At 63.8% G+C, this 23,664-nt stretch carries 21 protein-coding genes; 6 read left to right on the forward strand and 15 right to left on the reverse strand.

Annotated features, from left to right (window positions below; all coding sequences use genetic code 11):
- Nucleotides 1–364: 364 nt before the first annotated feature.
- Nucleotides 365–1,801 carry an RtcB family protein gene (locus Hhyl2_RS18815; protein WP_483552334.1) on the forward strand — a complete coding sequence of 479 codons (1,437 nt, stop codon included), beginning with the start codon at nucleotides 365–367 and terminating at the stop codon, nucleotides 1,799–1,801.
- A gap of 22 nt (nucleotides 1,802–1,823) precedes the next feature.
- On the opposite strand, the gene Hhyl2_RS18820 is transcribed toward Hhyl2_RS18815, so the two are convergent.
- The 6 genes from Hhyl2_RS18820 to glpK form a co-directional block, all read right to left on the reverse strand.
- On the reverse strand, nucleotides 1,824–2,243 hold the full coding sequence (locus Hhyl2_RS18820; protein ID WP_483552335.1) for an Hsp20/alpha crystallin family protein: 420 nt from the start codon (nucleotides 2,241–2,243) through the stop codon (nucleotides 1,824–1,826).
- 194 nt (nucleotides 2,244–2,437) lie between these two features.
- A complete protein-coding gene (locus Hhyl2_RS18825; RefSeq protein ID WP_483552336.1) occupies nucleotides 2,438–2,860 on the reverse strand; it encodes a CBS domain-containing protein in 423 nt (140 codons plus the stop codon).
- A 313-nt stretch (nucleotides 2,861–3,173) separates the two neighbouring features.
- On the reverse strand, nucleotides 3,174–3,473 hold the full coding sequence (locus Hhyl2_RS18830; RefSeq protein ID WP_483552337.1) for a hypothetical protein: 300 nt from the start codon (nucleotides 3,471–3,473) through the stop codon (nucleotides 3,174–3,176).
- A gap of 166 nt (nucleotides 3,474–3,639) precedes the next feature.
- The gene (locus Hhyl2_RS18835) at nucleotides 3,640–4,263 is read right to left on the reverse strand and encodes a plastocyanin/azurin family copper-binding protein (protein ID WP_483552338.1); all 624 of its coding nucleotides are present in this window, start codon (nucleotides 4,261–4,263) and stop codon (nucleotides 3,640–3,642) included.
- A gap of 269 nt (nucleotides 4,264–4,532) precedes the next feature.
- A complete protein-coding gene (locus Hhyl2_RS18840; protein ID WP_483552339.1) occupies nucleotides 4,533–5,699 on the reverse strand; it encodes a Cdc6/Cdc18 family protein in 1,167 nt (388 codons plus the stop codon).
- A 4-nt stretch (nucleotides 5,700–5,703) separates the two neighbouring features.
- Nucleotides 5,704–7,242, reverse strand: coding sequence for a glycerol kinase GlpK (gene glpK, locus Hhyl2_RS18845; protein ID WP_483552340.1), 1,539 nt, complete (start codon nucleotides 7,240–7,242; stop codon nucleotides 5,704–5,706).
- Nucleotides 7,243–7,686: 444 nt separating this feature from the next.
- On the opposite strand from glpK, the gene gfo6 reads away from it, so the two are divergent.
- Nucleotides 7,687–8,772 (forward strand): D-xylose 1-dehydrogenase Gfo6, encoded by a 1,086-nt coding sequence (gene gfo6, locus Hhyl2_RS18850; protein WP_483552341.1) that lies wholly within the window; start codon nucleotides 7,687–7,689, stop codon nucleotides 8,770–8,772.
- 30 nt (nucleotides 8,773–8,802) lie between these two features.
- On the opposite strand, the gene Hhyl2_RS18855 is transcribed toward gfo6, so the two are convergent.
- A complete protein-coding gene (locus Hhyl2_RS18855; RefSeq protein ID WP_483552342.1) occupies nucleotides 8,803–10,284 on the reverse strand; it encodes an aldehyde dehydrogenase family protein in 1,482 nt (493 codons plus the stop codon).
- Nucleotides 10,285–10,445: 161 nt separating this feature from the next.
- Here Hhyl2_RS18855 and Hhyl2_RS18860 point away from each other — a divergent pair, with 161 nt between their 5' ends.
- Both Hhyl2_RS18860 and Hhyl2_RS18865 read left to right on the forward strand, forming a co-directional pair.
- Nucleotides 10,446–12,812 carry a methyl-accepting chemotaxis protein gene (locus Hhyl2_RS18860; protein WP_483552343.1) on the forward strand — a complete coding sequence of 789 codons (2,367 nt, stop codon included), beginning with the start codon at nucleotides 10,446–10,448 and terminating at the stop codon, nucleotides 12,810–12,812.
- A 74-nt stretch (nucleotides 12,813–12,886) separates the two neighbouring features.
- Nucleotides 12,887–13,789 carry a dihydrodipicolinate synthase family protein gene (locus Hhyl2_RS18865; RefSeq protein ID WP_483552344.1) on the forward strand — a complete coding sequence of 301 codons (903 nt, stop codon included), beginning with the start codon at nucleotides 12,887–12,889 and terminating at the stop codon, nucleotides 13,787–13,789.
- Nucleotides 13,790–13,944: 155 nt separating this feature from the next.
- On the opposite strand, the gene Hhyl2_RS18870 is transcribed toward Hhyl2_RS18865, so the two are convergent.
- From Hhyl2_RS18870 to Hhyl2_RS18895, 6 genes are all read right to left on the reverse strand, one after another.
- Nucleotides 13,945–15,354 carry an ABC transporter substrate-binding protein gene (locus tag Hhyl2_RS18870; RefSeq protein ID WP_483552345.1) on the reverse strand — a complete coding sequence of 470 codons (1,410 nt, stop codon included), beginning with the start codon at nucleotides 15,352–15,354 and terminating at the stop codon, nucleotides 13,945–13,947.
- Between the two features lie 76 nt (nucleotides 15,355–15,430).
- Nucleotides 15,431–16,435, reverse strand: coding sequence for an Ldh family oxidoreductase (locus tag Hhyl2_RS18875; protein WP_483552346.1), 1,005 nt, complete (start codon nucleotides 16,433–16,435; stop codon nucleotides 15,431–15,433).
- Nucleotides 16,435–17,601, reverse strand: a complete 1,167-nt coding sequence (locus Hhyl2_RS18880; protein WP_483552347.1) for a UxaA family hydrolase — start codon at nucleotides 17,599–17,601, stop codon at nucleotides 16,435–16,437. The genes Hhyl2_RS18875 and Hhyl2_RS18880 overlap by 1 nt, the downstream gene beginning before the upstream one ends.
- A gap of 2 nt (nucleotides 17,602–17,603) precedes the next feature.
- Nucleotides 17,604–17,927, reverse strand: a complete 324-nt coding sequence (locus tag Hhyl2_RS18885) for a UxaA family hydrolase (protein WP_483552348.1) — start codon at nucleotides 17,925–17,927, stop codon at nucleotides 17,604–17,606.
- Between the two features lie 73 nt (nucleotides 17,928–18,000).
- Nucleotides 18,001–18,978, reverse strand: a complete 978-nt coding sequence (locus Hhyl2_RS18890) for a YeiH family protein (RefSeq protein ID WP_483552349.1) — start codon at nucleotides 18,976–18,978, stop codon at nucleotides 18,001–18,003.
- Nucleotides 18,978–19,115, reverse strand: coding sequence for a hypothetical protein (locus tag Hhyl2_RS18895; protein ID WP_483552350.1), 138 nt, complete (start codon nucleotides 19,113–19,115; stop codon nucleotides 18,978–18,980). Before Hhyl2_RS18895 ends, Hhyl2_RS18890 begins: the two co-directional genes overlap by 1 nt.
- Nucleotides 19,116–19,225: 110 nt before the next feature.
- Here Hhyl2_RS18895 and Hhyl2_RS18900 point away from each other — a divergent pair, with 110 nt between their 5' ends.
- The gene (locus Hhyl2_RS18900; protein ID WP_483552351.1) at nucleotides 19,226–20,209 is read left to right on the forward strand and encodes a carbohydrate ABC transporter permease; all 984 of its coding nucleotides are present in this window, start codon (nucleotides 19,226–19,228) and stop codon (nucleotides 20,207–20,209) included.
- 1 nt (nucleotide 20,210) lies between these two features.
- Nucleotides 20,211–21,071, forward strand: coding sequence for a carbohydrate ABC transporter permease (locus Hhyl2_RS18905; protein ID WP_483552352.1), 861 nt, complete (start codon nucleotides 20,211–20,213; stop codon nucleotides 21,069–21,071).
- Nucleotides 21,072–21,383: 312 nt separating this feature from the next.
- Here Hhyl2_RS18905 and Hhyl2_RS18910 read toward each other — a convergent pair whose 3' ends face one another.
- Nucleotides 21,384–22,346, reverse strand: a complete 963-nt coding sequence (locus tag Hhyl2_RS18910; RefSeq protein ID WP_483552353.1) for a C-terminal binding protein — start codon at nucleotides 22,344–22,346, stop codon at nucleotides 21,384–21,386.
- 22 nt (nucleotides 22,347–22,368) lie between these two features.
- Nucleotides 22,369–23,634, reverse strand: coding sequence for a mandelate racemase/muconate lactonizing enzyme family protein (locus tag Hhyl2_RS18915; protein ID WP_483552354.1), 1,266 nt, complete (start codon nucleotides 23,632–23,634; stop codon nucleotides 22,369–22,371).
- Between the last annotated feature and the right edge of the window lie 30 nt (nucleotides 23,635–23,664).

Consider the following 23,664-nt stretch of genomic DNA (forward strand, 5'->3'; position numbering starts at 1 on the left):
CCAGTACTAGATTAGCTAAATGGGTGTGTAATAAGGCCCACTAATTACGAATTCGGCACCATATACCTGTCTTCTAAGGTATAAAGTCATATCTGAACTTACTTGTGGAAATTTCGATTTCAAATAATTAGACTATGGACCCATATGGGCCCATATATTACTTATAATTGGTGTGTAGAGATGTATTCGGGGTTTTGGATAGAGATCACTCTGGGATACGAGCCGTGGCCCACTCCCGGACGGCATAATTATAGGTACTCCCGTGACCAATCGTCGAAACGAGGTCACCACTGGTCGCCCCGTGTCCCGTCGCCTGTCGGTCGATATCGTCGTCTGGCGGCCAGCTACGCACCTCGGGAGAACGATGACCGACACCACGCCTCTCACCGAGATCGACGAGTTCGTCTACGAATTCCCCCAGACCGGATCGATGCGCGTCCCCGCCAGAGTGTACGGTTCGCCCGCTCTCATCGAAGAGATGCAGTCCCCGGACGACAGGACGCTCGAACAGTTGCGGAACATGGCGACGATACCGGGAATCCAGCGCTTCGCGGTCGTCCTCCCCGACGGGCATCAGGGGTATGGCTTTCCCATCGGCGGTGTCGCCGCCGTCGACGCCGAGGACGGGGTCATCAGCCCCGGTGGCATCGGGTTCGACATCAACTGTGGCGTCCGTGTTCTGCGGACCGATCTCTCCGCAGCGACGGTGACTGCCGTCGCTGACGACATCGCCGACAGGCTCTACGACCTCGTTCCAGCGGGCCTGGGGAAGGGTGGGTACGTTTCCACCGACCGGGGCGACATCCGCGAGATCCTCGAAATGGGGATGGACTGGATGGTCGAACAGGGCTACGCTACCGACGCTGACCGGACCCACTGCGAGGAGATGGGACGGTTGCCTGGCAATCCAGCTGCCGTCCCCGACGCCGCGATCGCCCGCGGTGAGGACCAGGTCGGCTCGCTCGGGTCGGGAAACCACTTCCTCGAAGTCCAGCGCGTCGTGGACATCTACGACGAGCAGACCGCGACGGCGTTCGGGCTGGAACTGGACCAGGTGCTCGTGATGATCCACTCCGGGTCGCGGGGACTGGGGCATCAGGTTTGTACCGAGTACGTCCGCCGGTTCGAACGTGCGTATCCCGCCGTCGCGGATTCGTTGCCTGACCGACAACTCATGTACGCCCCCCTCGGAGACGATCTGGCCGAAAAGTACCGGGGCGCGATGAACGCGGCTGCGAACTTCGCCTGGGCGAACCGCCAGGCGATGACCGACGCCGTCCGCACCGTCTTCCGTGAGGAGTTCGGGACCGCGTCGGTCGACCTGCTCTACGACGTCTGTCACAACATCGCGAAGACGGAGCCCCACGAAGTGGACGGGGCCGAACGTGACCTGCTCGTCCACCGGAAAGGTGCGACCAGATCCTTCCCGGCGGGTCGCCCAGAGGTACCGGCGGCCTATCGCGACGTGGGGCAGCCGGTGCTCCTTCCGGGAAGTATGGGGTCATACTCGTACGTTCTCGCCGGTGGCGACCGCTCGTTGGACCTGACTTTCGGCTCGACAGCACACGGTGCTGGCCGTCGCATGTCCAGAAAGCAAGCCAAAGGGACGTTCAGAGCTGACTCGCTCAGACACGGGCTCAGAGACGAAGGGATCTACGTTCGTGCGCGCTCAGGTGGTACCATCGCGGAGGAAGCCCCTGGTGCGTACAAGGACATCGACGAGGTCGTCCGTGTGAGCGATACGCTCGGCATCGGGGAGAAAGTGGCACGGATGCGCCCGATCGCCACGATAAAAGGGTGAGCGGAGATCGGCGGAACCGGCGTTACGAGATCTCGATGGTCCGTGCCGACTCGATCTCGGCTTTCGGCAGTGTGACCGTCAGGACGCCGTTCTCCATGACCGCCTGGACGTTTTCGGTATCGACTTCGTCGGGGAGCCTGATCGACCGCCCCATCGATCGGTGGCGTCGTTCCTGTCGGATGATGCGTCCCTCCTCCACCTCGTCTGTCGTCTCCTCGTGTTCAGCCTCGATACGGAGTTCGTGGTCGGTCACCTCGACATCGATATCCGCCTTGGTAAAGCCCGGCAGATCGACTGTTGCGACGAAAGTCTCGTCCCGTTCGACCAGGTCGACCGCCATCTCGCCGCTAGACGGTACCCAGTTCCCCAGGGACTCGCCGCCGTCCCAGCGCCGTGCAGCCTCGTCGAACTGCCGGCCCATTCGTTCGAATAATCGTTCCATCTCTTCGAAGGGATTCCTCGATGCACTCATGGCAGGCAGGCAGATAGTATGTTGCCATAGAATAAATAACAGTAGGTTTGGAAGAACAACCAACAAATCAGTGGTAAGTATAGTAGCCATTGAAAGTCACTGCACACCCGATCGCACGACGACAGTGCGATCGGTATGTACATGGTTTCACTTGGTACTATAACTCAGTACGGCGGTGATTCCGCTTCGATGACGCCTGCGAGGTTCTCTAGCTCGTCTGCGAGCAACCGGACGACGTCGTCGAGCGTGAGGATCCCAGCGACGAGGCCGCTGTCGTCGACGACCGGAAGCCGCCGGACCGAATGCTCTCGCATTATTGCAGTCGCCTCGAAGAGACCAGTATCCGCTTCGACTGTGGCCAGGGTCTCTGTCATGATGTCGGCGGCGGTCATCTCCCGAGATTCTCGCCGCGGTTCGAGCACGTGGACCACGAGATCCCTGTCGGTCACGATCCCGATCGGTCTATCGTCCTCTTCGACGATGACGCTGCCGACGTTCTCCTCTGCCATCACTGTCGCGATGTTCCCGGCTGTCTGGTCGCCATCAACTGTCATCACGTCCGTTCGCGCGAGGTCTGAGACTGGCATACTACCACAACTTCTGTACTCTGACTGACGGTATAACAGTACAGGAACGTATATCCAGTACCGAGAACTCGTCGGTGAATCGCTCGATATCGAACGGATCAGGCCCAGTATGTGGGTTCTATGGCATCGTTACCAGTATCGGTAGTACTGCTGTTACGTTCGGTAATCAGTCTGTACTCTGCCGGAGAGCGGATATCGCAGTCGTTCGAGCGTCCGAGAGGCAACGACGGTTCGAACGAATGATATCCAAAGAGGTCACAGGAGACAGAGATCGGACGGACGCCAGCGCCACGAACTATCGAGTAGACGGCCGTCAGTCGGGGTTACCGCCCGGGTCGGGTTCTGCCAGGGTGTCGGAGAGGCCGTCTTTTTGAGCCATGTCCGTGACGTACTCCGAGAGTGTCCCCGACGTGCTCTGTTCCGCCACACACCGGGACGACAGTGATTCGTCTTGCTTCTCTACGATAGTGTCGGTGCCGGTGACGTCGAGAAACAGCCCCCGGAGGTGCTTATAACTCGACGACTCCTCGGTCTCCCGCTCGGGCTTGGCGACAGTGTCTGGCTCGACAGGTGCGGGCCCAGACGTGTTCGGTGACCGTTCCTCGCTACTCATCGACCGACACCACCCACAGGGAGCAGTAGCCCCCTACTGTGACCCAGTGATGACCGACCCAGAGTATTGGTACGTTGTTGCATCACACAGTTGTGTGGTTTTGAATCACTATTTAGTATGCACCCGATACGAGCATAAGCCGACACTATCGCTGTGTGTCCGACCCCTATCCTTGCTCCGTATCGTCCACACCGGCATAGTCACCGCCGTACTTTAGGAACACGTAGGCCAATCCCAGGACACTTAGCAACGTCACGGTGACCATGACCGCCAGTGCTCTGGCGGCGTCGGGAACTGGGGGAATCGCGAAGCCACCCCCTCCCCCATCGGCTCCGCCACCCTGATCCGTCTCGCCGACCTGGATCGTGCCGAGCATCCCAGCACCCTCGTGCGGGATACAGAAGTACTCGTACGTCCCTTCAACCTCGAACGTGTGCTGGTACGTTGCGCCGTCGACGATATCGCCGCTCTCCGCGTCCCCCACGCTGTAGTTGTTCCGTGCGGCCGTCTCGGAATCGAAGCCCCCGCTGGCGAAGTATGTTGCATCCGCGGGGATGTCGTCCTCGTAGGCCGTTACGGAGTGACCGATACTCCCGACGTTCTCCCAGATCACGGTGTCTCCCGGTGCGATAGTCAGTTCGTCCGGATCGAAGACCAGTTGATCGGTCATCTCGACGGTGTGGGTCGTCGCTTCCTGACCGGTGGCGAGGCCGGTACTCGCAGCCACCATCGCGCCGGTGCCACCGGCCCGGACGAACTCCCGTCGTGAGATCGTCGGTGGATCCGTCATCTCTCTGTCCCGCCTCGTGCAGTAGCCGCTGGCGTATCACAGTCGCTGTCGTACCGTCGGTATGCTGGTCCGACCATGGCGGGTGTGGGATCAGTTTCTCCTTAGTTACGAACCAGCGAACGAGTGTAACCCGTTCTTATCGAGGTACTAGTGTGGACAGTGAGAACTCGAAACACCCCCGCAAATCACGATTCGATACGACTCCGACTGTATCGACCGGCTGCTCCCCTCCGAATCGTTTATACACAGCTGTGGGGCTATTCAGAAACTCACTCGCGCCGGTCGTAGAGTTTCCGGAATGCCGTGGGGGGGAACCGGTACTCGACGCGGCTCGGTTTCCGTCCCTGAGACGGGTTCTCCATCGCCTCAACGCGATTGAGCACGTCCGCTTCGGCCAACTCGTAAATGAATCGTTTGATCGTCCCGGCCGAAAGCGAGAGCGACTCATCGATCGCCTCCGTCGCCGCCGTGACCGAACTTCGCTCCGTCGGCGGCACGTCGACGAGTTCTCGGAGTACTGCCTGCCGGTTTCCCGGGAGCGACAGCACTCGGCTGAGCGAAACGCCTGAGCCAGGAATATCCTCGAACGCGGTACAGATATCGTCCTGCGTGATCCGGCTCCTGTCTTGCGCTACCGCACGACTCGTTGCGAGGTACAGCGCCGTCAGCGCGTCGTGGGCGTTCCCGTCGGACTGGACCGCAATCTCTCTGGCCTGGTCGTGGTCCAGAACGTTCTCCGTGAGTCCCATGGATGCTCTGGCCATCAACATATCGATGAGCACCTGTTGCTGGTAGGGTTCGAACTCGATCGTGGCGGCTGTCCAGTCTGCCACGGTCGAGGCCGACGGGTCGGTTCGACCCACCGCGATCCAGCAGAGGTTGTCCGGGAGCGTATCCAGGCGGTGGATGAACTCGTCGACCTCGAATTCGGGCTCGTCGTAGTGATCGATCGCCACGACGAACTGTGTATTTCGACCATCGAGGACCTCTCTGAGCCGTGTCTCCAGGCGATCGGTCCCGACACCGCGTTCGGGGACCGCGTCGGCGACCAGTTCGTCCAGCAGCGAGTGGTACCAGTCGAACTCGCTGGTGATCTCTCTGGCGTCCAGATAGACGACGACGGGCGAGGACTCCTCCTCGACGCGTGTCGAGGTGTAGATGACCGGTCGAGTCGTGATCGGGAACCGGTCCAGTTGTCTGAACAGCGCCGTGACGACCGCCGATTTACCCGTCCCGGACGGCCCGTGGACGTAGAGGTTCGGCGGTGTCTGCCCGACGAATATCGGATCGAAGTGGTCCAGGACCTGTTCGATGATCATCGCCCGGTTCGTCGGCTCCTCGACGTGAGCGACGGGTGAGAGTGGCTCCCACTCCCGGACCAGCGTGGTCCCGTCGTCGGCCCGTTGTCGCCGCCTGATGCGTTCTTCCAGATTCATACCGTTAGGACGTCTCCTCGCGTGCCCAGTTCAGCGACCGGTCGACGGCGTCGTCCCAGCGGTCGTACATCGCGTCCACGTCCGCCGAGTCCTTCTCGGGCGTGAACTCGCGGTCGATCTGCCAGTTGTCACGCAGTTCGTCGACGGTGTCCCAGTAGCCCACTGCGAGACCGGCCGCGTAGGCGCTTCCGAGCGCGGTCGTCTCGTCGACTTCGGGCCGTGCGATCGCGTTCTGGATGATGTCGGCCTGCAACTGACAGAGGAAGTTGTTCTTGACCGCACCGCCGTCGACACGGAGACGGCCCATCTCGATCCCTGAATCGGCCTCCATCGCTTCTGCGACGTCACGGGTCTGGTAGGCGATCGATTCGAGCGTGGCCCGCACGATGTGTTCCTTGCGGGTGCCACGGGTCATCCCGACGATGGTCCCGCGGGCGCGCCCGTCCCAGTGTGGCGCACCGAGGCCCGTGAACGCCGGGACCATGTAGACACCATCGGTGGAATCGACCGAGCGGGCCAGTTCTGCCGTCTGGGCGGCGTTCTGGATGAGGTCGACGTCTTCCAGCCACTCGATGGCTGCCCCCGTGATGAAGATCGACCCCTCCAGCGCGTACTGAACGGGTTCACCCGAGCGCTGGAAGCCGATCGTCGTGAGTAGGCCGTGGTCCGACTCGACTGCCTCGTTCCCCGTATTCATCAGGAAGAACGATCCCGTCCCGTAGGTGTTCTTGGCGTCGCCCTGGTCGAAACAGGTCTGACCGAACAGGGCTGCCTGCTGGTCTCCGAGGGCACCGGCGACAGGCACCTCCGCCCCCAGGAAGCCGTCGGCGTCGGTTTGGCCGTAGAGTGCCTCGTCGGAGGACGGCCGCACCTCCGGGACCATCGCTCTCGGAACGCCGAACTCTTCGAGGAGTTCGTCGTCCCAGTCGAGATCCCGAATGTTGTACAGCATGGTCCGGGAGGCGTTCGAGACGTCGGTGATGTGGTTGCCGGTGAGGTTGTAGATGATCCAGCTATCGATGGTCCCCATCAGCAGTTCGCCGTCGGCAGCGCGTGCCCGGAGATCGGCGCCGCGCGAGGACTGCATCTTGAGCGGTTCGGCGTTGTCGAGGATCCACTCGGTCTTGGTCGCGGAGAAGTACGCGTCAGCCTCCAGACCGGTCTTCTCGCGGATCCACTCGACCTTGTCTTCGTCCTGCAGTTCCTCGACGCGATCGGTGGTCCGGCGGTCCTGCCAGACCAGGGCGTTGTGGACAGGCTTGCCGGTCTCGCTGTCCCAGACGATGGTGGTCTCGCGCTGGTTCGTGATACCCAGCGCTTCGAGCTGGTCGGGTTCGATGCCGGCGTCGTCGAGGCCGTCGACGACGACCTGTTTGGTGTTCTCCCAGATCTCCAGTGGATCGTGTTCGACCCAGCCCGGCTGTGGGTAGATCTGCTCGTGTTTCGTGTACGCGTTCGCGACGACGTGGCCACTGTGATCGAAGACCATGAACCGCGTTCCGGTGGTCCCCTGGTCGATCGAGCCGACGTATGTGTCTGTCATTGTGGTCTTGCTCCCCGAAACAGCGGCCTTCGACCGCCGTTCCGTCGTTGGGCTATTTGTTTACGGGTAGTTCCCATAAAGATTGCCGTCGGTGTACAGAACCAGAGCCTGATCGGTCGAGCGCTCGGAAAATGTTGGTTTTATTTTTTATCGAAACGTTTCGGTGAGCGTGGTCGACAGCAAGCGTCACCCATCGGTGATGATCACCGTCTCGATGACGTCCCCGCAGTTAGGGCACCTGGGCTCGGGGTCGTCGCTCGTCCCGCCAGGGATCACTCCGGGGATATCTGCCCGACATGCCGGACAGCGGACGGTGTCGTGTCCTGGGTACGGACAAATCGCTGGCTCGTCGGAAGGCACACGTGATCTGTTCCGTCTCTCCGACATAACCGTTTCGTTACCCGGATGAGGTCCATTTATGCCGGACGGGACTGTGGTGCCTGTATGGACCTGAGTGCTATCCTCGAGGACAGCTGTGCACGCACCTGGGAGACCGTCGAACCCGACGCCGTCGAGCCCGTCCGGTTCGCAGTTATCGGCCTTGGCTGGTTCACCAAGGGGCGCGCACTGCCGGCGCTGGAGCAGAGCGAGCGGTGTGACCCGAGTGTGCTGGTCAGCAGTTCGACCGAGAAGGCCGAACGGATCGCCGCCGAGACCGACGGCGCCGAACACGGCATCACCTACGACGAGTTCCACGACGGCGTCGCCCGCGGCGCCTACGACGCGGTCTACATCGTCACGCCCAACGCGTTGCACCTGGAGTACGTCGAGACGGCAGCGGAATTCGATAAAGCCGTCCTCTGTGAGAAGCCGATGGAGCGCGATAGCGACCGGGCAAAGCAACTCCGGGACGTCGCGGCCGAGGCCGGTATCGATCTCATGATCGCCTACCGGATGCACACCGAACCGGCGGTCCAGCGGGCGCGCGAACTCGTCCAGGCCGGCTACGTCGGCGAACCGATGTCGGTGACCGGCGACATGTCCCAGCGGTTGTTGGACCGCATCGACCCCAACCCCGACCAGTGGCGCCTCGACGAGGGGCTAGCTGGCGGCGGCGCGCTGTTCGACATCGGCATCTACCCGCTCAACACGGCCCGGTTCCTGTTGGATGCGGATCCAGTCGCCGTCACCGGAAACACCTCCAGCACGCACGACGCGTTCGACGAGGTCGACGAGACGGTCGCGTTCTCCGTCGAGTTCCCGGACGAGGTCTACGGGCAGTGTTACGCGAGCCACAACGCACGGCAGTCCTCCGCCATCACGGTCACGGGCACTGAGGGGCAGGTCCGCGTCGAACCCGCCTTCTTCCAGGACCAGAGCCGACAGTTGCACGTCTCCCGGGGCGACGGCCGAGCGTCGATCACTATCGAGAAAGTCGACCAGATGCTAGAGGAGTTCGACTACTTCGCGGACAGAGTCCGCAGCGACGCGGCCATCCATCCCGACGGCGACCACGGCCTGCTCGATATGCGAGCGATGGAGGCCATCTACGAGGCCGCAGAGACGGACCGCTGGGTCAGCGTGGAGTAGGCCGCAAGAAAACAATCTACAGCGTCCCAGTTACGCGTTGAACCCCTGGTGGAAGCCGACGAGTTTCTCCCGCGAGAAGTGCTCGACGGCGTACTTGATGCCCTCCTTGCCGACACCGGAGTCCTTGAACCCGCCGTAGGGCATGTGGTCGGCACGGAAGCCACTGACCGTGTTGATGTTGACACCGCCGGCGTCGATCTCGTCCGCCGCGCGCTTCGCGCGATCGATGTCCTGGGTGAACAGGCCGGCTTCGAGGCCGTAGTTGGTGTTGTTGGCTTCTTCGAGCGCGTCGTCGAAGTCCTCGACGGTGATGACCGGAACCAGCGGGCCGAAGGTCTCCTCCTTGGCCGCGGGCATGTCCGGGGTCACGCCCGACAGGACGGTCGGCTCGAACGTCCGTGGTCCGAGGTCGCCGCCGTAGTTACCGCCACACTCGACGGTCGCACCTGCCTCGACGGTCGCCTCGAACAGTTCGACGACGTCCTCGAACTGACTGTCGTCGACCATCGCGGAGACGTTGGTCTCCTCGTCGAACGGATCCCCGACGGTGAGGTTCTGGCAGGCGTCGACCAGGGCGTCGACGAACTCCTCCTCGATATGTTCGGGGACGAGCACGCGCTCGACGCTGTTACAGACCTGCCCGGCGTTCGAACAGGCGCCACCGATGACCTGGACCGCTGCCTCTTCGAGGTCAGTGTCGTCCCAGACGATGGTCGGGTCGTTCCCGCCCAGTTCGAGCGTGATCTCCTTCATGCCGCTGTTGTTCGCGAGGTACTTCCCGACGGGGGTCGATCCCGTGAACGAGATGGCCTCGACGGCCTCGTGTTCGAGGATAGCGTCGCCGGCCGTCGACCCGGAACCGGTGACGATGTTGACCAGGCCGTCGGGGACGTCGAACTCGACGCGGTCGGCAGCGTCGTCCAGGCACTCGAACAGCGCGATGGAGGTCAGCGGCGTGTTCGAGGCCGGCTTGCCGACGACGGCGTTTCCAGCCGCGAGCGCGGGCCCGACCTTGTGGACCATCAGGTTCAGCGGGAAGTTGAAGGGGGTGATCGCCGCCACGACGCCGAGCGGTTCGCGCTGGGTGAAACAGTGGTCGCGGGCGAAGCCCTTCTGGGCGTCCATCGGGACGTACTCGCCGAACATCCGCTTTGCCTGCTCGCTCGAGAGATCGAGCGTCTGGACCGCGCGGTCGACCTCACCTTTGGCCTCCGAGAGCGGCTTCCCCTGTTCGCTCGTGAGGATGTTCGCGATCTCGTCTGCACGGTCCTCTACCAGTCGAGCGGTCTCGTGGAGGTACTCGTAGCGCTGATACGCCGAGAGCTCCGAGGCCTCGAACGCTGCTTCCGCGGCGTCGATGGCCTCGACGATCTGTTCCTCGCTGGCGAGCGGGATCGACCCGACGAGATCGCCGTCGTACGGATGGATGACGTCTGTCCGTTCGTCGGCGTCGACCCACTCGCCGCCGATGAGCATCTGCTTGTCGAGACGTGACGCTGCTTGCTGGCTCATATTCGTCTGGTCGGTCATCAGAATCTTAAGTGTTACGCAGAGCCCCCTGAAGTCGGGGAGAGCGGACTGTTTCGTGAGTGGTGGTAGCACGCCAAGGCACCAGCTTCGATTGTGATAGCCGGGTCCAAATTATTATATACGGATATATTGAGCCTCCAACCATGACAGCGTCAACGGATCCCGACGGGGGACACCGCCTCGGGCGTGGTGTCGGCACGCTCGTCGACACCGTCGGGACACTCGCTCGCCGGTTCACCCCCGAGTTCGTTCGCCAGCGGTACGCCGCGAAGTTCGCACTCTCGATGGTAGTCGTACTGGTGGTCATCGCCGCCATCGGCGGCGCCAGCTACGTTCAGATTCAGTCGGAACTGCACGACGATACCCAGCAGCAACTACAGTCCCGGGCGTCGATGCAGGCGACTGCGGTCGGGAGCTGGGTCGAGGAGATGAAGGTCCAGACCCGGTTCATCTCGTCGGCAGAACCGATGCAGTCCGATCAGCAGACGACCGTCGACAGCTATCTCACGGAGGCCCAGAACCTCGGAACACTCGATATCGTCGCCCTACACGTGGTCGACACCGAGACAGCCAGCGTCACCAGCAGTACCGCCTTCGATCTGCAGGGGCAGTCGATCGCGGAGGTCGACCAGCCATGGACGCGGCAACTCGAAGCAGTCCAGCAGTACTCCAGCGTCTCGTCGGTCGTCGCCAACAGCGACAGGGCCTACACCCGTGCGAACGAGACCGTCCTCGCGTTCGCGAGCCCCGTGCCGGACAGTGATCGGGTCGTCGTGGTCGTCGGCTCTATCGACGCCCAACTCGACGGAGTGGCCGGCGGCGTGACCGAATCCACCACCACGATCGTCGATTCCGAGGGATCGGTCGTCCTCGCACCCGACGGAACGACTACCACGGACTCGATGACGAACAGTTCGGCGTTCACACGGGCCGCTCAGAACGGGACGGTCCAGTCCGTCGAGGCGTCCTCTGAGGTCCGGGCGTTCGCGCCGGTCGCCCAGACCGATTGGGTCGTCGCCGTCTCGCTCCCGACCAGTGAGGCCTACGCGATCGGTCGCTCCGTCGGTCGGAACGTCCTCGGTATCGTCCTCGGGAGCATCCTCGTGCTCGGCGTCGTCGCGACCGCCCTGGGGCGTCAGACAGTCGTGCCGCTCGTCCGCCTCCGCAAGCGTGCCGAACAGATGCAAGAGGGCGATCTCGACGTCGAACTGTCCACGGAGCGTGACGACGAGATCGGCCGTCTCTTCGAGAGCTTCGACGGGATGCGGACCTCGCTCAAAGAGCAGTTCGCCGAAACCGAGTCGGCCCTCGAAGAAGCACGCACAGCACGCCAGGACGCGGAAGCTGCACAAGCTGACGCGGAAGCGGCCGAAGAACAGGCCCGAGCCCTCTCGAACCGTCTGGAGGAGCGGGCCACCCAGTTCGGCGAGACGATGCGAGCCTGTGCCGACGGTGAACTGCACCACCGACTCGACGAGGACGTCGACAGCGACGCGATGGCCGAGATCGCCGACGCGTTCAACGAGATGATGGACGATCTCGAAGCGACCGTCGCCGATGTCCGCCGGTTCGCCGACGACGTCGCGGGCGCGAGCGTCGACGTGGTCGACCAGGCAGTGGAGGTCGAAGAGCAAAGCGACGCGGTCAGTTCCCGTGTACGTGAGATCTCCGAGAGCGCCCGGGACCAGAGTGACAGACTTGAGGGTACCGCCGACGAGACCGCGAGCCTCTCGGCGAACGTCGAGGAGGTCGCCGCGAGTGCCAGCGAGGTCGCAGAGTCCGCACAGACGTCCGTCGAACGCGGGAGCGAAGGCCGTGAGGCTGCCGTCGAGGCACTCGAAGAGATGGACGCACTGGAGGAGCAGGCCCACGAGACGGTCGACCAGATGGACGACCTCGACGAGCAGGTCCGCGCGATCGGCGACGTGGCGGAGCTCATCGCCGACATCGCCGAGCAGACGAACATGCTCGCGTTGAACGCCAACATCGAGGCCGCCACCGCGGGCGCCGACGGCGCCGGATTCGCAGTCGTGGCCGACGAGGTCAAACAGCTGGCCGAGGAGACCCGCGAGGCCACCGACGATATCGCCGACAGGATCGAGGCAGTCCAGTCCCAGACCGACCAGACGGTCGACGCGATGGACGAGATGCGCGGTGCCGTCACCGACGCCTCCGAGACCGTCGACGAGGTGTTACACGCCATCGAGGACATCGTCGAGCGGGTCGAGGAGACCGACCAGAACGCACGTGAGATCGACCGTGCCACCGGAGAGCAGGCACGGACCACCCAGGAGGTCGCGGGCGACATCGACGACGTGGCCGAAATCAGCCAGCGCGTCACCGACCGCGCGGAGACCGTCGCCGACGCCGCGGCCGATCAGAGTCGCACCATCTCGTCGGTAACCGACGAAGCCGAGGAGTTGCGTGACAGAGCGACAGCCCTCTCGGACCGTCTCTCGACGTTCGACGTCCAGGAGACGGGCGATCGACCTGCACGAACACAGGACTGACAGGGACCGGTGACAGTTCCGGCAGGTGTGGTCGCATCCCAAATTATAACTAAGTGGTCCTCCATGCGATAGGCATGAATCTCTCGGGAACAGTCGTTCCCATGGCGACGCCTACCCATGGGTCACGGCGGTCGGTCGACGACGAAGCTCTCGCGCAGTTCACACGACGACTGGTCGATGCCGGCGTCCACGGTCTCTTTCCGGGGAGCTCCATCGGGGAGTTCCCCAGCCTGACTACTGCACAGAACCGACAGGTCGTCGAGACGGTCGTTGACGCGGCAGACGGCGACACGGACGTCATGGCCGGCTGCTGTGACACGAGTGTCGACGACGTCCTGGACAACGTCCAGGCCGCGGACGCCGCCGGTGCCGACGCCGCGGTCGTGGTCTCGCCGTACTATCTGGGGACGACCCAGCCCGGCCTCGAACGGTTCTTCACGGCCATCGCCGACGAGTCGCCGCTGCCACTGTTGCTCTACAACATCCCGCCGTTGACGGGCAACGAGATCAGTGTCGACCTCGTCCGGACTCTGGCAGAGCACGACACCATCGCCGGCGTGAAGGATACGTCGGGCGACCTGACCTACCACCATCGGCTCGTGAGCGAGACGCCCGAGGACTTTCTCGTGTTCCAGGGCGCGACACAGCTGGCGACCGCCTCGCTGGAAGTGGGTGCCGACGGCCTGATCGCCGGCCCCGCGAACGTCTTCCCGGGGGTGATGGCGGACCTCTACGAGGCGTACAGCACCGGTGACCTGAGTGAGGCCCGTCGGCTGATGCAGACGGTCGTGACGCCGTTCGTCAGCGCGACGAGCGACGTGCCGACTGCGGCAGCGATCAAACATCTGGTGGACCGCCACGGTCAGGACATCGGCGACCCGCTCCCGCCGCTCCCGCAGTTGACCGACGACGAACGGGCTGCCCTGGCGGAGACGTACGACCAGATCACCGAGCGGTTCGGCGAGCAGACTGTCTGAAGCGCGGTTTCTGCCACTTGTACCGGGGACAACCGCTTCACTGGACGAGGAGCGCCGCTGCTGTCGGTCGGATCGACGACCTGCGGAACAGCGTCAGGAAAACGAAAGTGGTGCAGACTGCGGTGTCGGACTGAAGACAGGGGACGGCTGGGTCGCTACGCGTTGTTTACCTCGCTGTCGATCTCGCTCTGGGCGTCGTTGAGGGCCTGCTCGGGGTCCTTGTTCTGGACCAGTGCCGCGTTGCAGTTGGTGTAGACGATCTCCGAGAACGTCGAGTACTTCGGCGTCGCCGGCCGTGCACTCGTCTGGTCGACGATCTGTGCGAACGTCTCCAGGTGCGGCGCCTGCTCGTAGTACTCGTCGGCGTACAGCTCCGAGCGGACAGGGAGACGGCTGTGTTCGAGCGCCATGGTCTCCTGAGCTTCCTGCGATGCCATGAAGCTCGCGAACTGCTGGGCGGCCTCCTTGTTCTCGGAGTTGGCGTTGATGAACAGGTTCCACCCGCCGAGACAGGAGTTCTTCGCGTCGGGGTTGCCCTCCGCTTTCGGCATCGGGGCGACGTCGAACTTGTCCTTGACGGCGGAGCCGTCCTCGTTCATGAGCGCGACGGCGTAGGGCCAGTTGCGCATGAAGATGGTGTTGCCCTGCTGGAACGTCTGGCGGTTCTGGTCCGTCGAGGACGCCGGGATAGACTCGGGCGTGACCTCGTACTCGTGGATGAGGTCGACGGCGTGCTGGAGTGCGTCGATCCCCTCCTGCGTGTTGACCACGAGGTTGCCGTTCCCGTCACGGACGCTGCCACCCATACCCCAGAGCCAGTTGAGCCACATGATGGTCAGCCCCTCGTTGGAGCCACCCTGCCAGATGTAACCGTTGAGGTCCTGGTCGGACTGCTCTTTGATGTCCTGAGCCATGTTGACCAGTTCCATGTAGGTCTCGGGCGGGCTGTCGTAGCCGGCGTCCTCCAGGAGGTCGGTCCGGTAGTACAGTGCGTTGGCGTCCGTGTGGATCGGCATCCCGTACATCGTTCCGTCGATGGTGACGGAGTCGATGGGGGTCTGGAGCATGTTGTCCGTGTGGCCCTCCGGATCGCTTACCTCGGCCGCCCAGCCGTTCTGGGCGAACTCGGCGGGCCAGATGACGTCCATGTTCCCGACGTCGAACGACGACGACCCGGAGACGAACTGGTTGACGTAATACTCCCGTGTCGAGGACGCGTCCGAGGGGGTCTGCTGGGACTCCAGAGAGATGCTGCTGTTTGCGTCCTCGAACATCGGAACCAGGCTCTGTGCGTCGTTGCTGAAGTAGCCCGGATAGACGTAGGTCAGCTCCTGGGTTCCGCCGTCACCGGAGCCACCGTCGCCCGAGCCACCGTCACCGGAGCCGCCGTCGCCCGAGCCACCGTCGCCACCCGAACCGCCATCGCCGCCGGAACCGCCGTCGCCCGAGCCACCGTCGCCACCCGAACCGCCATCGCCGCCACACCCGGCCAGCAACGCGACGCTGCCGCCGGCCATAGTCTTGATAAGCTTCCGCCTGCGCTTGTCTGAAATCTCGTCTGACATACACACCCACGTTCAAACCACCTCCTATTAATTGTTATTGTTGTCTACTGTACAGGTAAAGGGAAAGAAAAGGGACTCAGGCCGATTCGGCGATTTCCTGTACCTCAGCCCACAGGTCGTCCTCGATCTCGACACTCGTCGCGGCACGGTCGCGCTCGATCGAGCGCTGTCCCGGCAGCCGGATCTCGTCGACGTGTGCAGCCTGCTCGCTCGTGGTCAGGTCGGTGAGGAACGCGCTGGCCCGGTCGCCGAACTCCGGGACGCCGAGTGCCTCGGGGTCGATTGCGAGGAACAGGTCGCCCTTGGTGCAGGGGTCCTCGGTGTGGTACGTCCCGGTGACGTCGGTTCCCATGGCAGCACCGACGAGCCCGCCCGCGAGGACCTCGACGGCGATAGCGAGCCCGGATCCTTTCGTCCCACCGAAGGGGAGGATGGTCCCCTCCAGGGCCGCCGCGGGGTCTGTCGTCGGCTGGCCGTCGGCGTCCAGCGCGACACCCTCGGGGAGTTCCTGCCCGGTCTCCTTGTAGTGCAGGACGGTCCCGCGTGCGATAGCCGACGTGGACATGTCGAGGTTGAACGCCGGGTCGGTCGGGAGCCCGATCGCGATGGGGTTCGTTCCGAGGATCGGTTCGGCGCCGCCGTAGGGTGGCATCGCCGGTTCCGTGTTCGTGATGCCGAGGCCGACGTAGCCCTCCTGGAGCATCTGGTCGGTGTAGTACCCCAGCATCCCGAGGTGGTTCGAGTCGTGGACGCCGACCGCGCCGACGCCGAACTCGTCGGCCCGGTCCATCGCTTCGGCGGCAGCGGCGCTGGCCACGACCGGGCCGAGCCGGGACCCGCCGCTGATCGTGGCTGCGCCACCGCGGTCGGAGACGACCTCGATGGTCCCCTCGGGGTCGACATTGCCGTGCTCGATACCACGGACGAACCGCGGCAAGCGCAGCAATCCGTGTGAGTGTTTCCCTCGAGCGTCGGCGCTTACGAGGACTTCAGCGGTCTGCTCTGCATCGGCGTCCGAGATACCGTGCGCGCGGAAGGCGTCGGCGGCGACCGCGACCGCGCGCTGCCGGTCGACCTCCATTATGTCGAGGGGCCGATGCGGTGGATGGCGAACTGGCTCTCGCCCATCGCCTCGCTGAGGGTCACTTTTCCGTTGACGATGTCCATGATCTCGTCCCACAGCTGGTCGGTCGCCCAGTCGATGGTCTCGTCACCGACCAGTGCCTCGCTGACGTCGACGTCGGTCTGTTCGGGGACTCGTTCTGCGCTGTGTGGGTTGCCCGTGATCTTGATCGTCGGCATCACGGCGTTCGAGAGGGTGTGACCCTGCCCGGTCGAGATGACCATGAAGTGCGCACCGCCGGCGCCGATGCCGGTGACCGACTCCGCCCCGTGGCCGGGCGTGTCCATGATGTACATCCCGGAGCTGTCGGGGATCTTCGCGCCGTAGTCGATGATATCCTGGATGGGGCCGTCGCCGGACTTGACGAGCGCGCCCAGGGACTTCTCCTCGATGGTGGTCAGGCCGCCGTCCATGTTGTCGGGGGTCGGCTGGGCGCCACGGACGTCGTAACCGGTCGCCTGCAGGCGCTTGTCCCAGTGTTCGACCCGATCGAGGATCTCCTGGCGGACCTCGTCGTTGACGGCACGCTCGGAGAGTTCCTCCTCGCCGCCGAAGAACTCGGGTGTCTCCGCGAAGCAGCCACGGCCGCCGTGGTCGTCGATGAGGCGCCAGACGGCGCCCGCGGTGGCCTTGTGCTGGCACAGGCCCGAGGTGGTGTCGGAGGTCGCGCAGTTGATCCCGAAGGTGAGTTTGGACATGTCCGCAGGGACGCGACGCTGGGCGCTGGCGTCCTGGACCATCTCCTGTGCGGCGTCGACGGTCGCGTCCAGTGCGTTCATGACGCCTTTCTCCTCGTGGATGTTGATCGAGGCGCTCGGACGGCCCGTCTCTGCGACGTCCTGTGCGAGTTCGTCACCGTCGACGATCTCGCCCGCGTGGGCGACGACGACCGCACCGTAGGTGTTCGGATGGGTCGCGTAGCCCAGCAGCGTCCGGTAGGTCTGGAAGACGTCGGGCTTGGTCTGGCAGCGACCGAGCGGGTGCGTGATCGGAATCGCGTCCTCGACGATGTCGGCGGCGCGCTTGACCGTGTCGTTGGCGTAGGGTGCCGTCGACACGATGACTGTGTGGTTCCGGATACCGATACTCCCGTCGTCCCGTTCGTAGCCTAGAAATTCGGACATGGTTACTCGCTGATCGCCTCTACTTCCTCGTCGCCGGCCAGGTCGCCGCGGCCGTAGTTCGACTCGACGTTGTGCACGTGGACGAACGTCCCTGCCGGGATGTCCTCCGTCGCGTTGCCGATGCTCTTGCCGTACTTCGTGATCGTCTCGCCGTCCGCGATGTCCTCGATGGCGAGTTTGTGCCCGAAGTCGACGTCGTCGATCATCTCGATCGTCCGTTCCTCGTCACCGACGGCGACCGTGACGGTCTCGCCGGCCTCGACGTCGCGCAGCGCTGTGGCGACGTTGTCCTCTGGTTCGACTACCTCTAGATATCTGTCGGCCATACAGGTCGGATGACGTGCGCCCCACGTAATAACGTTTACTCCTGGGGCGGAGACACCCGGTTCTCGACAGCGTTCACAGGAGCAGCGTCACGGCACCGAGTGCGAGCAGACTGACGGTGAGGAACTGGGCCAGGACGACGAGGATCGGCCTGACACCGGTCGACCGGAGCCGACGCGGGTTCAACTCGAACCCCAGGCCGACGAACGCCAGCGCGAAGAGCCAGTCGCCGACCCGGCCGATGGCCGCCTGGGTGCTGGCGTCGACGAACCCGAGGTTGACGACGAGCGCGACGAGCAGAAATCCGACGAGGAACTTCGGGAATCGGTACCAGATCTCGGTCGCGTCGGTACTATCGTCACCCGTGGTGTAGTAGATGGCGTACCCGACCGCGAGGACGCCGATGAAGGTATTCCGGACCAGTTTCGTGATCGTCGCCCACTGTCCGGCCGTCTCCGAGACGGCGAACCCGACGGCCGCGGTCGGGCCCGTCGAGAACAGGCTCAGTCCCGCCCAGATACCGAAGGTCCGGTCGGGGAGTCCCAGCGCGGTTCCGACGGCCGGGAAGACGACGAGCGTGATGGCGTCGAACAGCAGGACCGTCCCGGCAGCGTAACTGATGTCGGCCTCGTCACCGTCGATACTGCCCGCGACAGCCAGCACCGCCGAGACGCCACAGACGCTCGCACCGGCAGCCAGCAGTGACCGTGTCCGGGATTCGATCCCGGCCTGTTTACCGACGAACTCGACGAACAGGACACCGAGGACGACGACCGAGAGCGCGAGGCCGACGACCAGTGGCCCGGTGCCCACTAACTGTCCGAGCGTCAACTGTGCGCCGAGCAGGACGATGCCGGTCTCCAGCAGGAGCTTGTGGCGGTCGAGACCGGGTTCGGCCCACGCCGGGACGCCAAGGACTGCTGCGACTGCTGCCCCGCTGGCGATAGCGATCACCAGCGGACTCAACGGCGTAACGCCACCGAGCACTCTGGCCAGCGCGGCGAGCAACACCAGGACTAGCAACCCCGGCGCGAGACGACGGACCGCGTTCATCAGGGGACCAGCGTCGTTGCGAGGACGATCGTGATACCGAGCGCGGTGGCCTTCCACCCTCGGTCGGCAGCCGCGACCCTCCGACGACAGCGAGTCACGAGACTCTCGGTCCGAGTACTCGAACGCTTCACGTCCATATACCTCAATCCCTGTAGTGCTACTATAAAAAAGTACACTGTTGCGGTCGACGGCCTCGCGGGCGCGCCCCCGTAGTTTTATAACGAAAGACGACTGTGGTTGCAGACGAATGGCAGACACAGTCGAGAGTTCGTCCGGGTCGTACGATTCCGGGCGGCAGAACAGACTTCAACGGTATCGTGACCTCCGGTTCTCGGAGGAGGAACTGGCGGTAATACTGCTGACACCAGTCGTCTCGTTCCTCCTGGCGGTGTCGTTCTACCCGATTTTCGACACTGTCGTGGGGAGCCTCTATCAGGGCTACGTGCTGGAGATGAACCCCAGAGAGTTCGTCGGTCTTGAGAACTACGCGAGTCTCTACGGTGAGGGACCTCTCCTCGATCAGTTCCTCAGCGGTGACGGCTTCTGGAACGCGCTTCGTGTGTCGCTCATCTACACGTTCGTCAGCGTCCCCATCGAGCTGGTCCTCGGTCTGGGGCTGGCGCTCCTGCTCAACCGCGACTTCCGCGGGAAGTACTTCGCGCAGGCGGCGATCCTGTTCCCCTGGGCCATCCCGACGGTCATCAACGCCCGCATCTGGGCGTGGATGTTCAACGGCCAGTACGGGGTCATCAACGACCTGCTCATCCGGATCGGGATCCTCGAGACGCCGTTCCCGTTCCTGGCGAAACCGGATACGGCACTGTACTCGATGCTCTTTATCACCATCTGGAAGACGAGTTCGTTCATGGCGCTGATCCTGCTGGCCGGACTCCAGTCCATCCCGGACCACCTCTACGAGGCCGCGCGGATGGACGGCGCCAGCCGTATCCGGCAGTTCTGGGACATCACGCTCCCGCTGCTGAAACCGACGCTGCTCGTCGCACTCATCTTCCGGACGCTCCCCGCGTTCCAGGCGTTCGGGCTCCCGTACGGACTGACCGGCGGGGGACCGGCTTCGGCGACGACGACGCTCGTGCTGTTCGACCACCAGTTGACGTTCAATCGTCTCAACTTCGGCGAAGGGGCGGCCACCGCAACAATCATCACGCTGATCGCAACCGGCATCGCAATGCTATACGTCACTACCCTCTACGAACCGGAGGTGCGCTGAGATGAGCTACGACCCTGAGACCCTCGAGATTCGGAACTTCCAGTGGGTCGGCAAGAAGGTCGGCTTCTACGGGAGCATCTTCATCATCGCGCTGGTCTCGGTGTTCCCGATCCTCTGGATGCTCATCACCTCTCTCAAACAGCCCGGGAACGTCGTCACGTTCCCTGTCGAGTACATCCCACGCGATCCGACGCTGGCGAACTACCGGGCGGCCATCGAGGGCGCACCGTTCTTCCGGTACCTGCTCAACAGCGCCATCGTCGCGACGGGTACGGCCGTGCTGGACGTGCTGCTGGGCGCACTCGCCGGCTACGCACTCTCGCGGCTCCGCTTCCGGTTCAAACTTCCCGTCCTGTTGCTCATCCTCGGGACGGCGATGTTGCCGTTCATCGCCCGGCTGATCCCGCTCTTTAGCCTGGCGCGTTCGTGGGGGCTGCTCAACGACTACCTCGGCCTCATCATCCCGTACGCTGCCTTCCAGTTGCCCTTCGCCGTCTGGATCTTCCAGGCGTACTTCAAGGAACTGCCCGACTCCCTGGAGGAGGCGGGGCTGATGGACGGACTCTCGCGTATCGGGGTCCTCTTCCGGATCATCCTGCCCGTCTCCGCGCCGGCGATGGCGACCGCGGCGATCATCGTCTTCATCTACGCGTGGAACGAGTTCCTGTTCGCGCTGACGTTCATGACCGAAGACCAGATGCGGACTATCACGGTCGGGATCGCGCTCTACCAGGGTGAGTTCCAGTACCCCTGGGGGACCATCTCCGCGGCCGTGTTCATGTCCGTGATGCCGCTGATCCTGTTCATGCTGTTCTTCCAGCGGAAGGTCGTCGAGGGCCTGACTGCGACCGGCAAGGCCTGACCTAGCAGTACTCGGTTATTCTCACGGTTTCGGTTTTCGGACGCTCGACAGTCGGAGAGTGACTGCCGTTAGTATTGAGAGCCGGAAAGCCCCGACGTGCTGAACTCGGGGGACTCGCTGCGCGCTTCCTTCGCTCAGTCCAGTGCTTGCCTCGTCCGCCTTCGCTCAGCACGTCGCCCCTTTCGGTCCGCCCCATAGCCGGCCGCATATCCGGAATCGGCGGGACTGAAAGGGATGGCTGGGCCTTCTGGCTGTGGGAGATCTACCTGCTGTCAGGCAGGAAACCGAGGAAAAAAACACCTGAAACGGCGGTTAGTTGACGACGTTCCGGGCCTCGCCGCCTTCCAGCACCGTCCGGACGATGTCGGTCACCGTCCGCCGGCGCTGGTCGTTGGCCTCCTCGCTGTACCACGCGACGTGTGGCGTGGTGATGACCTTCGGGTGATCACGCAGCGGGTCGTCCTCGGCAGGGGGTTCCTCGGGGAAGACGTCGAGTCCGGCGCCGGCGATCTCACCGGCGTCCAGGGCGTCGACGAGGGCGTCGCCGTCGACGATCGGCCCGCGGGCGACGTTGACGAAGTAGGCGTCCTCGTCCATCCGCGCGAACGCGTCGGCGTCGAACATCTCGCGGGTCTCGGGGACGAGCGGCGAATGGACGGTGACGAAGTCCGATCGGTCGAGGACTTCCTCGAACTCGACCAGCGATGCGGGATCGTCCGCGACGTCCTCCTCGGTGAGGAACGGGTCGCTGGCGACGACATCGGCACCGAGCGCGTCCGCTCGTTCGCCGACTGCTCGGCCGATGGCGCCGTAGCCGACGACGCCGACTGTCTGGGTCGAGAGCCGGTGGATCGGCGTGGCGACGTCCCGGTCCCACCCGCCGTCGGCGACATCTGCGTCGTATCGTTTCAGGCCGCGCGCGAGCGCGAGGTACATCGTCAGCGCGTGGACGGAGACCTCCTCCAGACAGTAGTCGGGGACGTTCGTGACGGGAATCCCCCGATCAGCAGCGGCCTCGACGTCGATGTTGTCGACGCCGATACCGTATCGCGAGATGACACGGCAGTCGGTCAGTGCGTCGATCGCGTCGGCGTCGAGGTCGTAGCGGAGGTTGATGACCGCGTCCGCACGTGCGAGCGTCTCGGTGGCGTCGGCGACCTCCTCGCCGACGTCGCTGGTCAGTTCGATCACCTCGGCGATGTCTTCGAGGCCATCGCGCTCTATCGAGAGGTCCGCAAAGTCGTGGTCGGTAACGACGACAGTGTAGTCGGACATAGTGTGACAGTAGCGTACCGGCTCAGATGATCAGGTCGTAGCCGTCGAGGAGGTACTCCTCGCAGATGTCCCGGTCGAGTTCCACACCGAGGCCCGGCCCCTCGGGCACGTCGATGTAGCCGTCTTCGAGGATCGGCCCGGAGCCGTCGACGCGGTTGCACATGTCGTTCCACCACGGGACGTCCCGGGAGTGCCACTCCATGCAGAGGAAGTTCGGGATGGCCGCCGAGACGTGGGCCCCGGCGACGGTCCCCAGCGGACTGGAGATGTTGTGCGAGGCGATGGGGATGCCGTAGAGGTCACAGACGGTAGCGATATCGACGTACTCGCCGAGACCACCACACTTGTTGACGTCGGGCGCAGCGATGTCCATCATCCCCTCGCTGGCGGCATCGTTGAACTGCGAGACGGTCACGAGGTTCTCGCCGGTCAGGACCGGCATATCGAGCGCTTCGGTGACGCGCTTCTGGGATTCGGTCTTCTCCGGCGGCACCGGGTCCTCCAGCCACGCCAGGTCGAACTGTTCGAGTTTCTTCCCCAGTCGGATGGCCGTCTCCGTCGTGAAGTTCCAGTGGAGGTCCATCCCGAGGTCGATGTCGTAGCCGATCTCGTCACGGACCGCCTCGACGAGACTGACCTTGTGTTCGAGCGCCTCGTTGTCCATCCGCCGGTTGGCCTCGTCGTACTCGGCGTGGGTCGGGACGTCCAGATCGAACTTCAGCGCCTCGAACCCCTCGTCGACGACCTCACGGGCCGCCCGGGCGTACCCTTCGGGCGTGTAGACGTCCTTCGGGTCGTGGTCACGGGCTTCGCCCAGCGACTCGCCGCCGTGGGTGTCACAGTAGATTTTAATCTCGTCGCGGTACTTCCCGCCCAGCAGTTCGTAGACTGGGACGTCGAACAGTTTGCCCTTGATGTCGTAACAGGCAGTCTCGATAGCCGTGAACGCGGCCTGGCCGATCCGGCCGGTGCCTGTGTAGCGCTGTTCGAGCAGTTCGCGGATGCGGTGGGTGTCCAGCGGGTTCTCCCCTTCGAGGTCGACGTCCATGCGGCCGGCCATGTCGAGTGCGGCCTCCGCGCGGAAGGTCTCACCCAGGCCGTAGACGCCCGAATCGGTCTCGACCTTGACGATGCCCCAGGTGAAGTTGCCCGCGATGGCCATCGTCTTGATGTCGGTGATCTCGACGTCCCGCTCGGGCGGGCGGTGTGTCTCCTCCATTCCCATATCGCGCCAGGGCACGCCGCCGCCCTGTGGAATCCGGTAGTCCGGTTGGTCGTCTTGCGTCATCACCTTGGCAGTCGTGGATTGCCGGGTTAA

This window comes from Haloarcula sp. H-hyl2 (genome assembly GCF_056934385.1).

What these genes read in the sequence shown, in the direction of transcription:
- Hhyl2_RS18815 (WP_483552334.1), top strand. Translation starts at nt 365, where the DNA reads ATGACCGACACCACGCCTCTCACCGAGATCGACGAGTTCGTCTACGAA.
- Hhyl2_RS18820 (WP_483552335.1), bottom strand. Translation starts at nt 2,243, where the DNA reads ATGGAACGATTATTCGAACGAATGGGCCGGCAGTTCGACGAGGCTGCA.
- Hhyl2_RS18825 (WP_483552336.1), bottom strand. Translation starts at nt 2,860, where the DNA reads ATGCCAGTCTCAGACCTCGCGCGAACGGACGTGATGACAGTTGATGGC.
- Hhyl2_RS18830 (WP_483552337.1), bottom strand. Translation starts at nt 3,473, where the DNA reads ATGAGTAGCGAGGAACGGTCACCGAACACGTCTGGGCCCGCACCTGTC.
- Hhyl2_RS18835 (WP_483552338.1), bottom strand. Translation starts at nt 4,263, where the DNA reads ATGACGGATCCACCGACGATCTCACGACGGGAGTTCGTCCGGGCCGGT.
- Hhyl2_RS18840 (WP_483552339.1), bottom strand. Translation starts at nt 5,699, where the DNA reads ATGAATCTGGAAGAACGCATCAGGCGGCGACAACGGGCCGACGACGGG.
- glpK (WP_483552340.1), bottom strand. Translation starts at nt 7,242, where the DNA reads ATGACAGACACATACGTCGGCTCGATCGACCAGGGGACCACCGGAACG.
- gfo6 (WP_483552341.1), top strand. Translation starts at nt 7,687, where the DNA reads ATGGACCTGAGTGCTATCCTCGAGGACAGCTGTGCACGCACCTGGGAG.
- Hhyl2_RS18855 (WP_483552342.1), bottom strand. Translation starts at nt 10,284, where the DNA reads ATGAGCCAGCAAGCAGCGTCACGTCTCGACAAGCAGATGCTCATCGGC.
- Hhyl2_RS18860 (WP_483552343.1), top strand. Translation starts at nt 10,446, where the DNA reads ATGACAGCGTCAACGGATCCCGACGGGGGACACCGCCTCGGGCGTGGT.
- Hhyl2_RS18865 (WP_483552344.1), top strand. Translation starts at nt 12,887, where the DNA reads ATGAATCTCTCGGGAACAGTCGTTCCCATGGCGACGCCTACCCATGGG.
- Hhyl2_RS18870 (WP_483552345.1), bottom strand. Translation starts at nt 15,354, where the DNA reads ATGTCAGACGAGATTTCAGACAAGCGCAGGCGGAAGCTTATCAAGACT.
- Hhyl2_RS18875 (WP_483552346.1), bottom strand. Translation starts at nt 16,435, where the DNA reads ATGGAGGTCGACCGGCAGCGCGCGGTCGCGGTCGCCGCCGACGCCTTC.
- Hhyl2_RS18880 (WP_483552347.1), bottom strand. Translation starts at nt 17,601, where the DNA reads ATGTCCGAATTTCTAGGCTACGAACGGGACGACGGGAGTATCGGTATC.
- Hhyl2_RS18885 (WP_483552348.1), bottom strand. Translation starts at nt 17,927, where the DNA reads ATGGCCGACAGATATCTAGAGGTAGTCGAACCAGAGGACAACGTCGCC.
- Hhyl2_RS18890 (WP_483552349.1), bottom strand. Translation starts at nt 18,978, where the DNA reads ATGAACGCGGTCCGTCGTCTCGCGCCGGGGTTGCTAGTCCTGGTGTTG.
- Hhyl2_RS18895 (WP_483552350.1), bottom strand. Translation starts at nt 19,115, where the DNA reads ATGGACGTGAAGCGTTCGAGTACTCGGACCGAGAGTCTCGTGACTCGC.
- Hhyl2_RS18900 (WP_483552351.1), top strand. Translation starts at nt 19,226, where the DNA reads ATGGCAGACACAGTCGAGAGTTCGTCCGGGTCGTACGATTCCGGGCGG.
- Hhyl2_RS18905 (WP_483552352.1), top strand. Translation starts at nt 20,211, where the DNA reads ATGAGCTACGACCCTGAGACCCTCGAGATTCGGAACTTCCAGTGGGTC.
- Hhyl2_RS18910 (WP_483552353.1), bottom strand. Translation starts at nt 22,346, where the DNA reads ATGTCCGACTACACTGTCGTCGTTACCGACCACGACTTTGCGGACCTC.
- Hhyl2_RS18915 (WP_483552354.1), bottom strand. Translation starts at nt 23,634, where the DNA reads ATGACGCAAGACGACCAACCGGACTACCGGATTCCACAGGGCGGCGGC.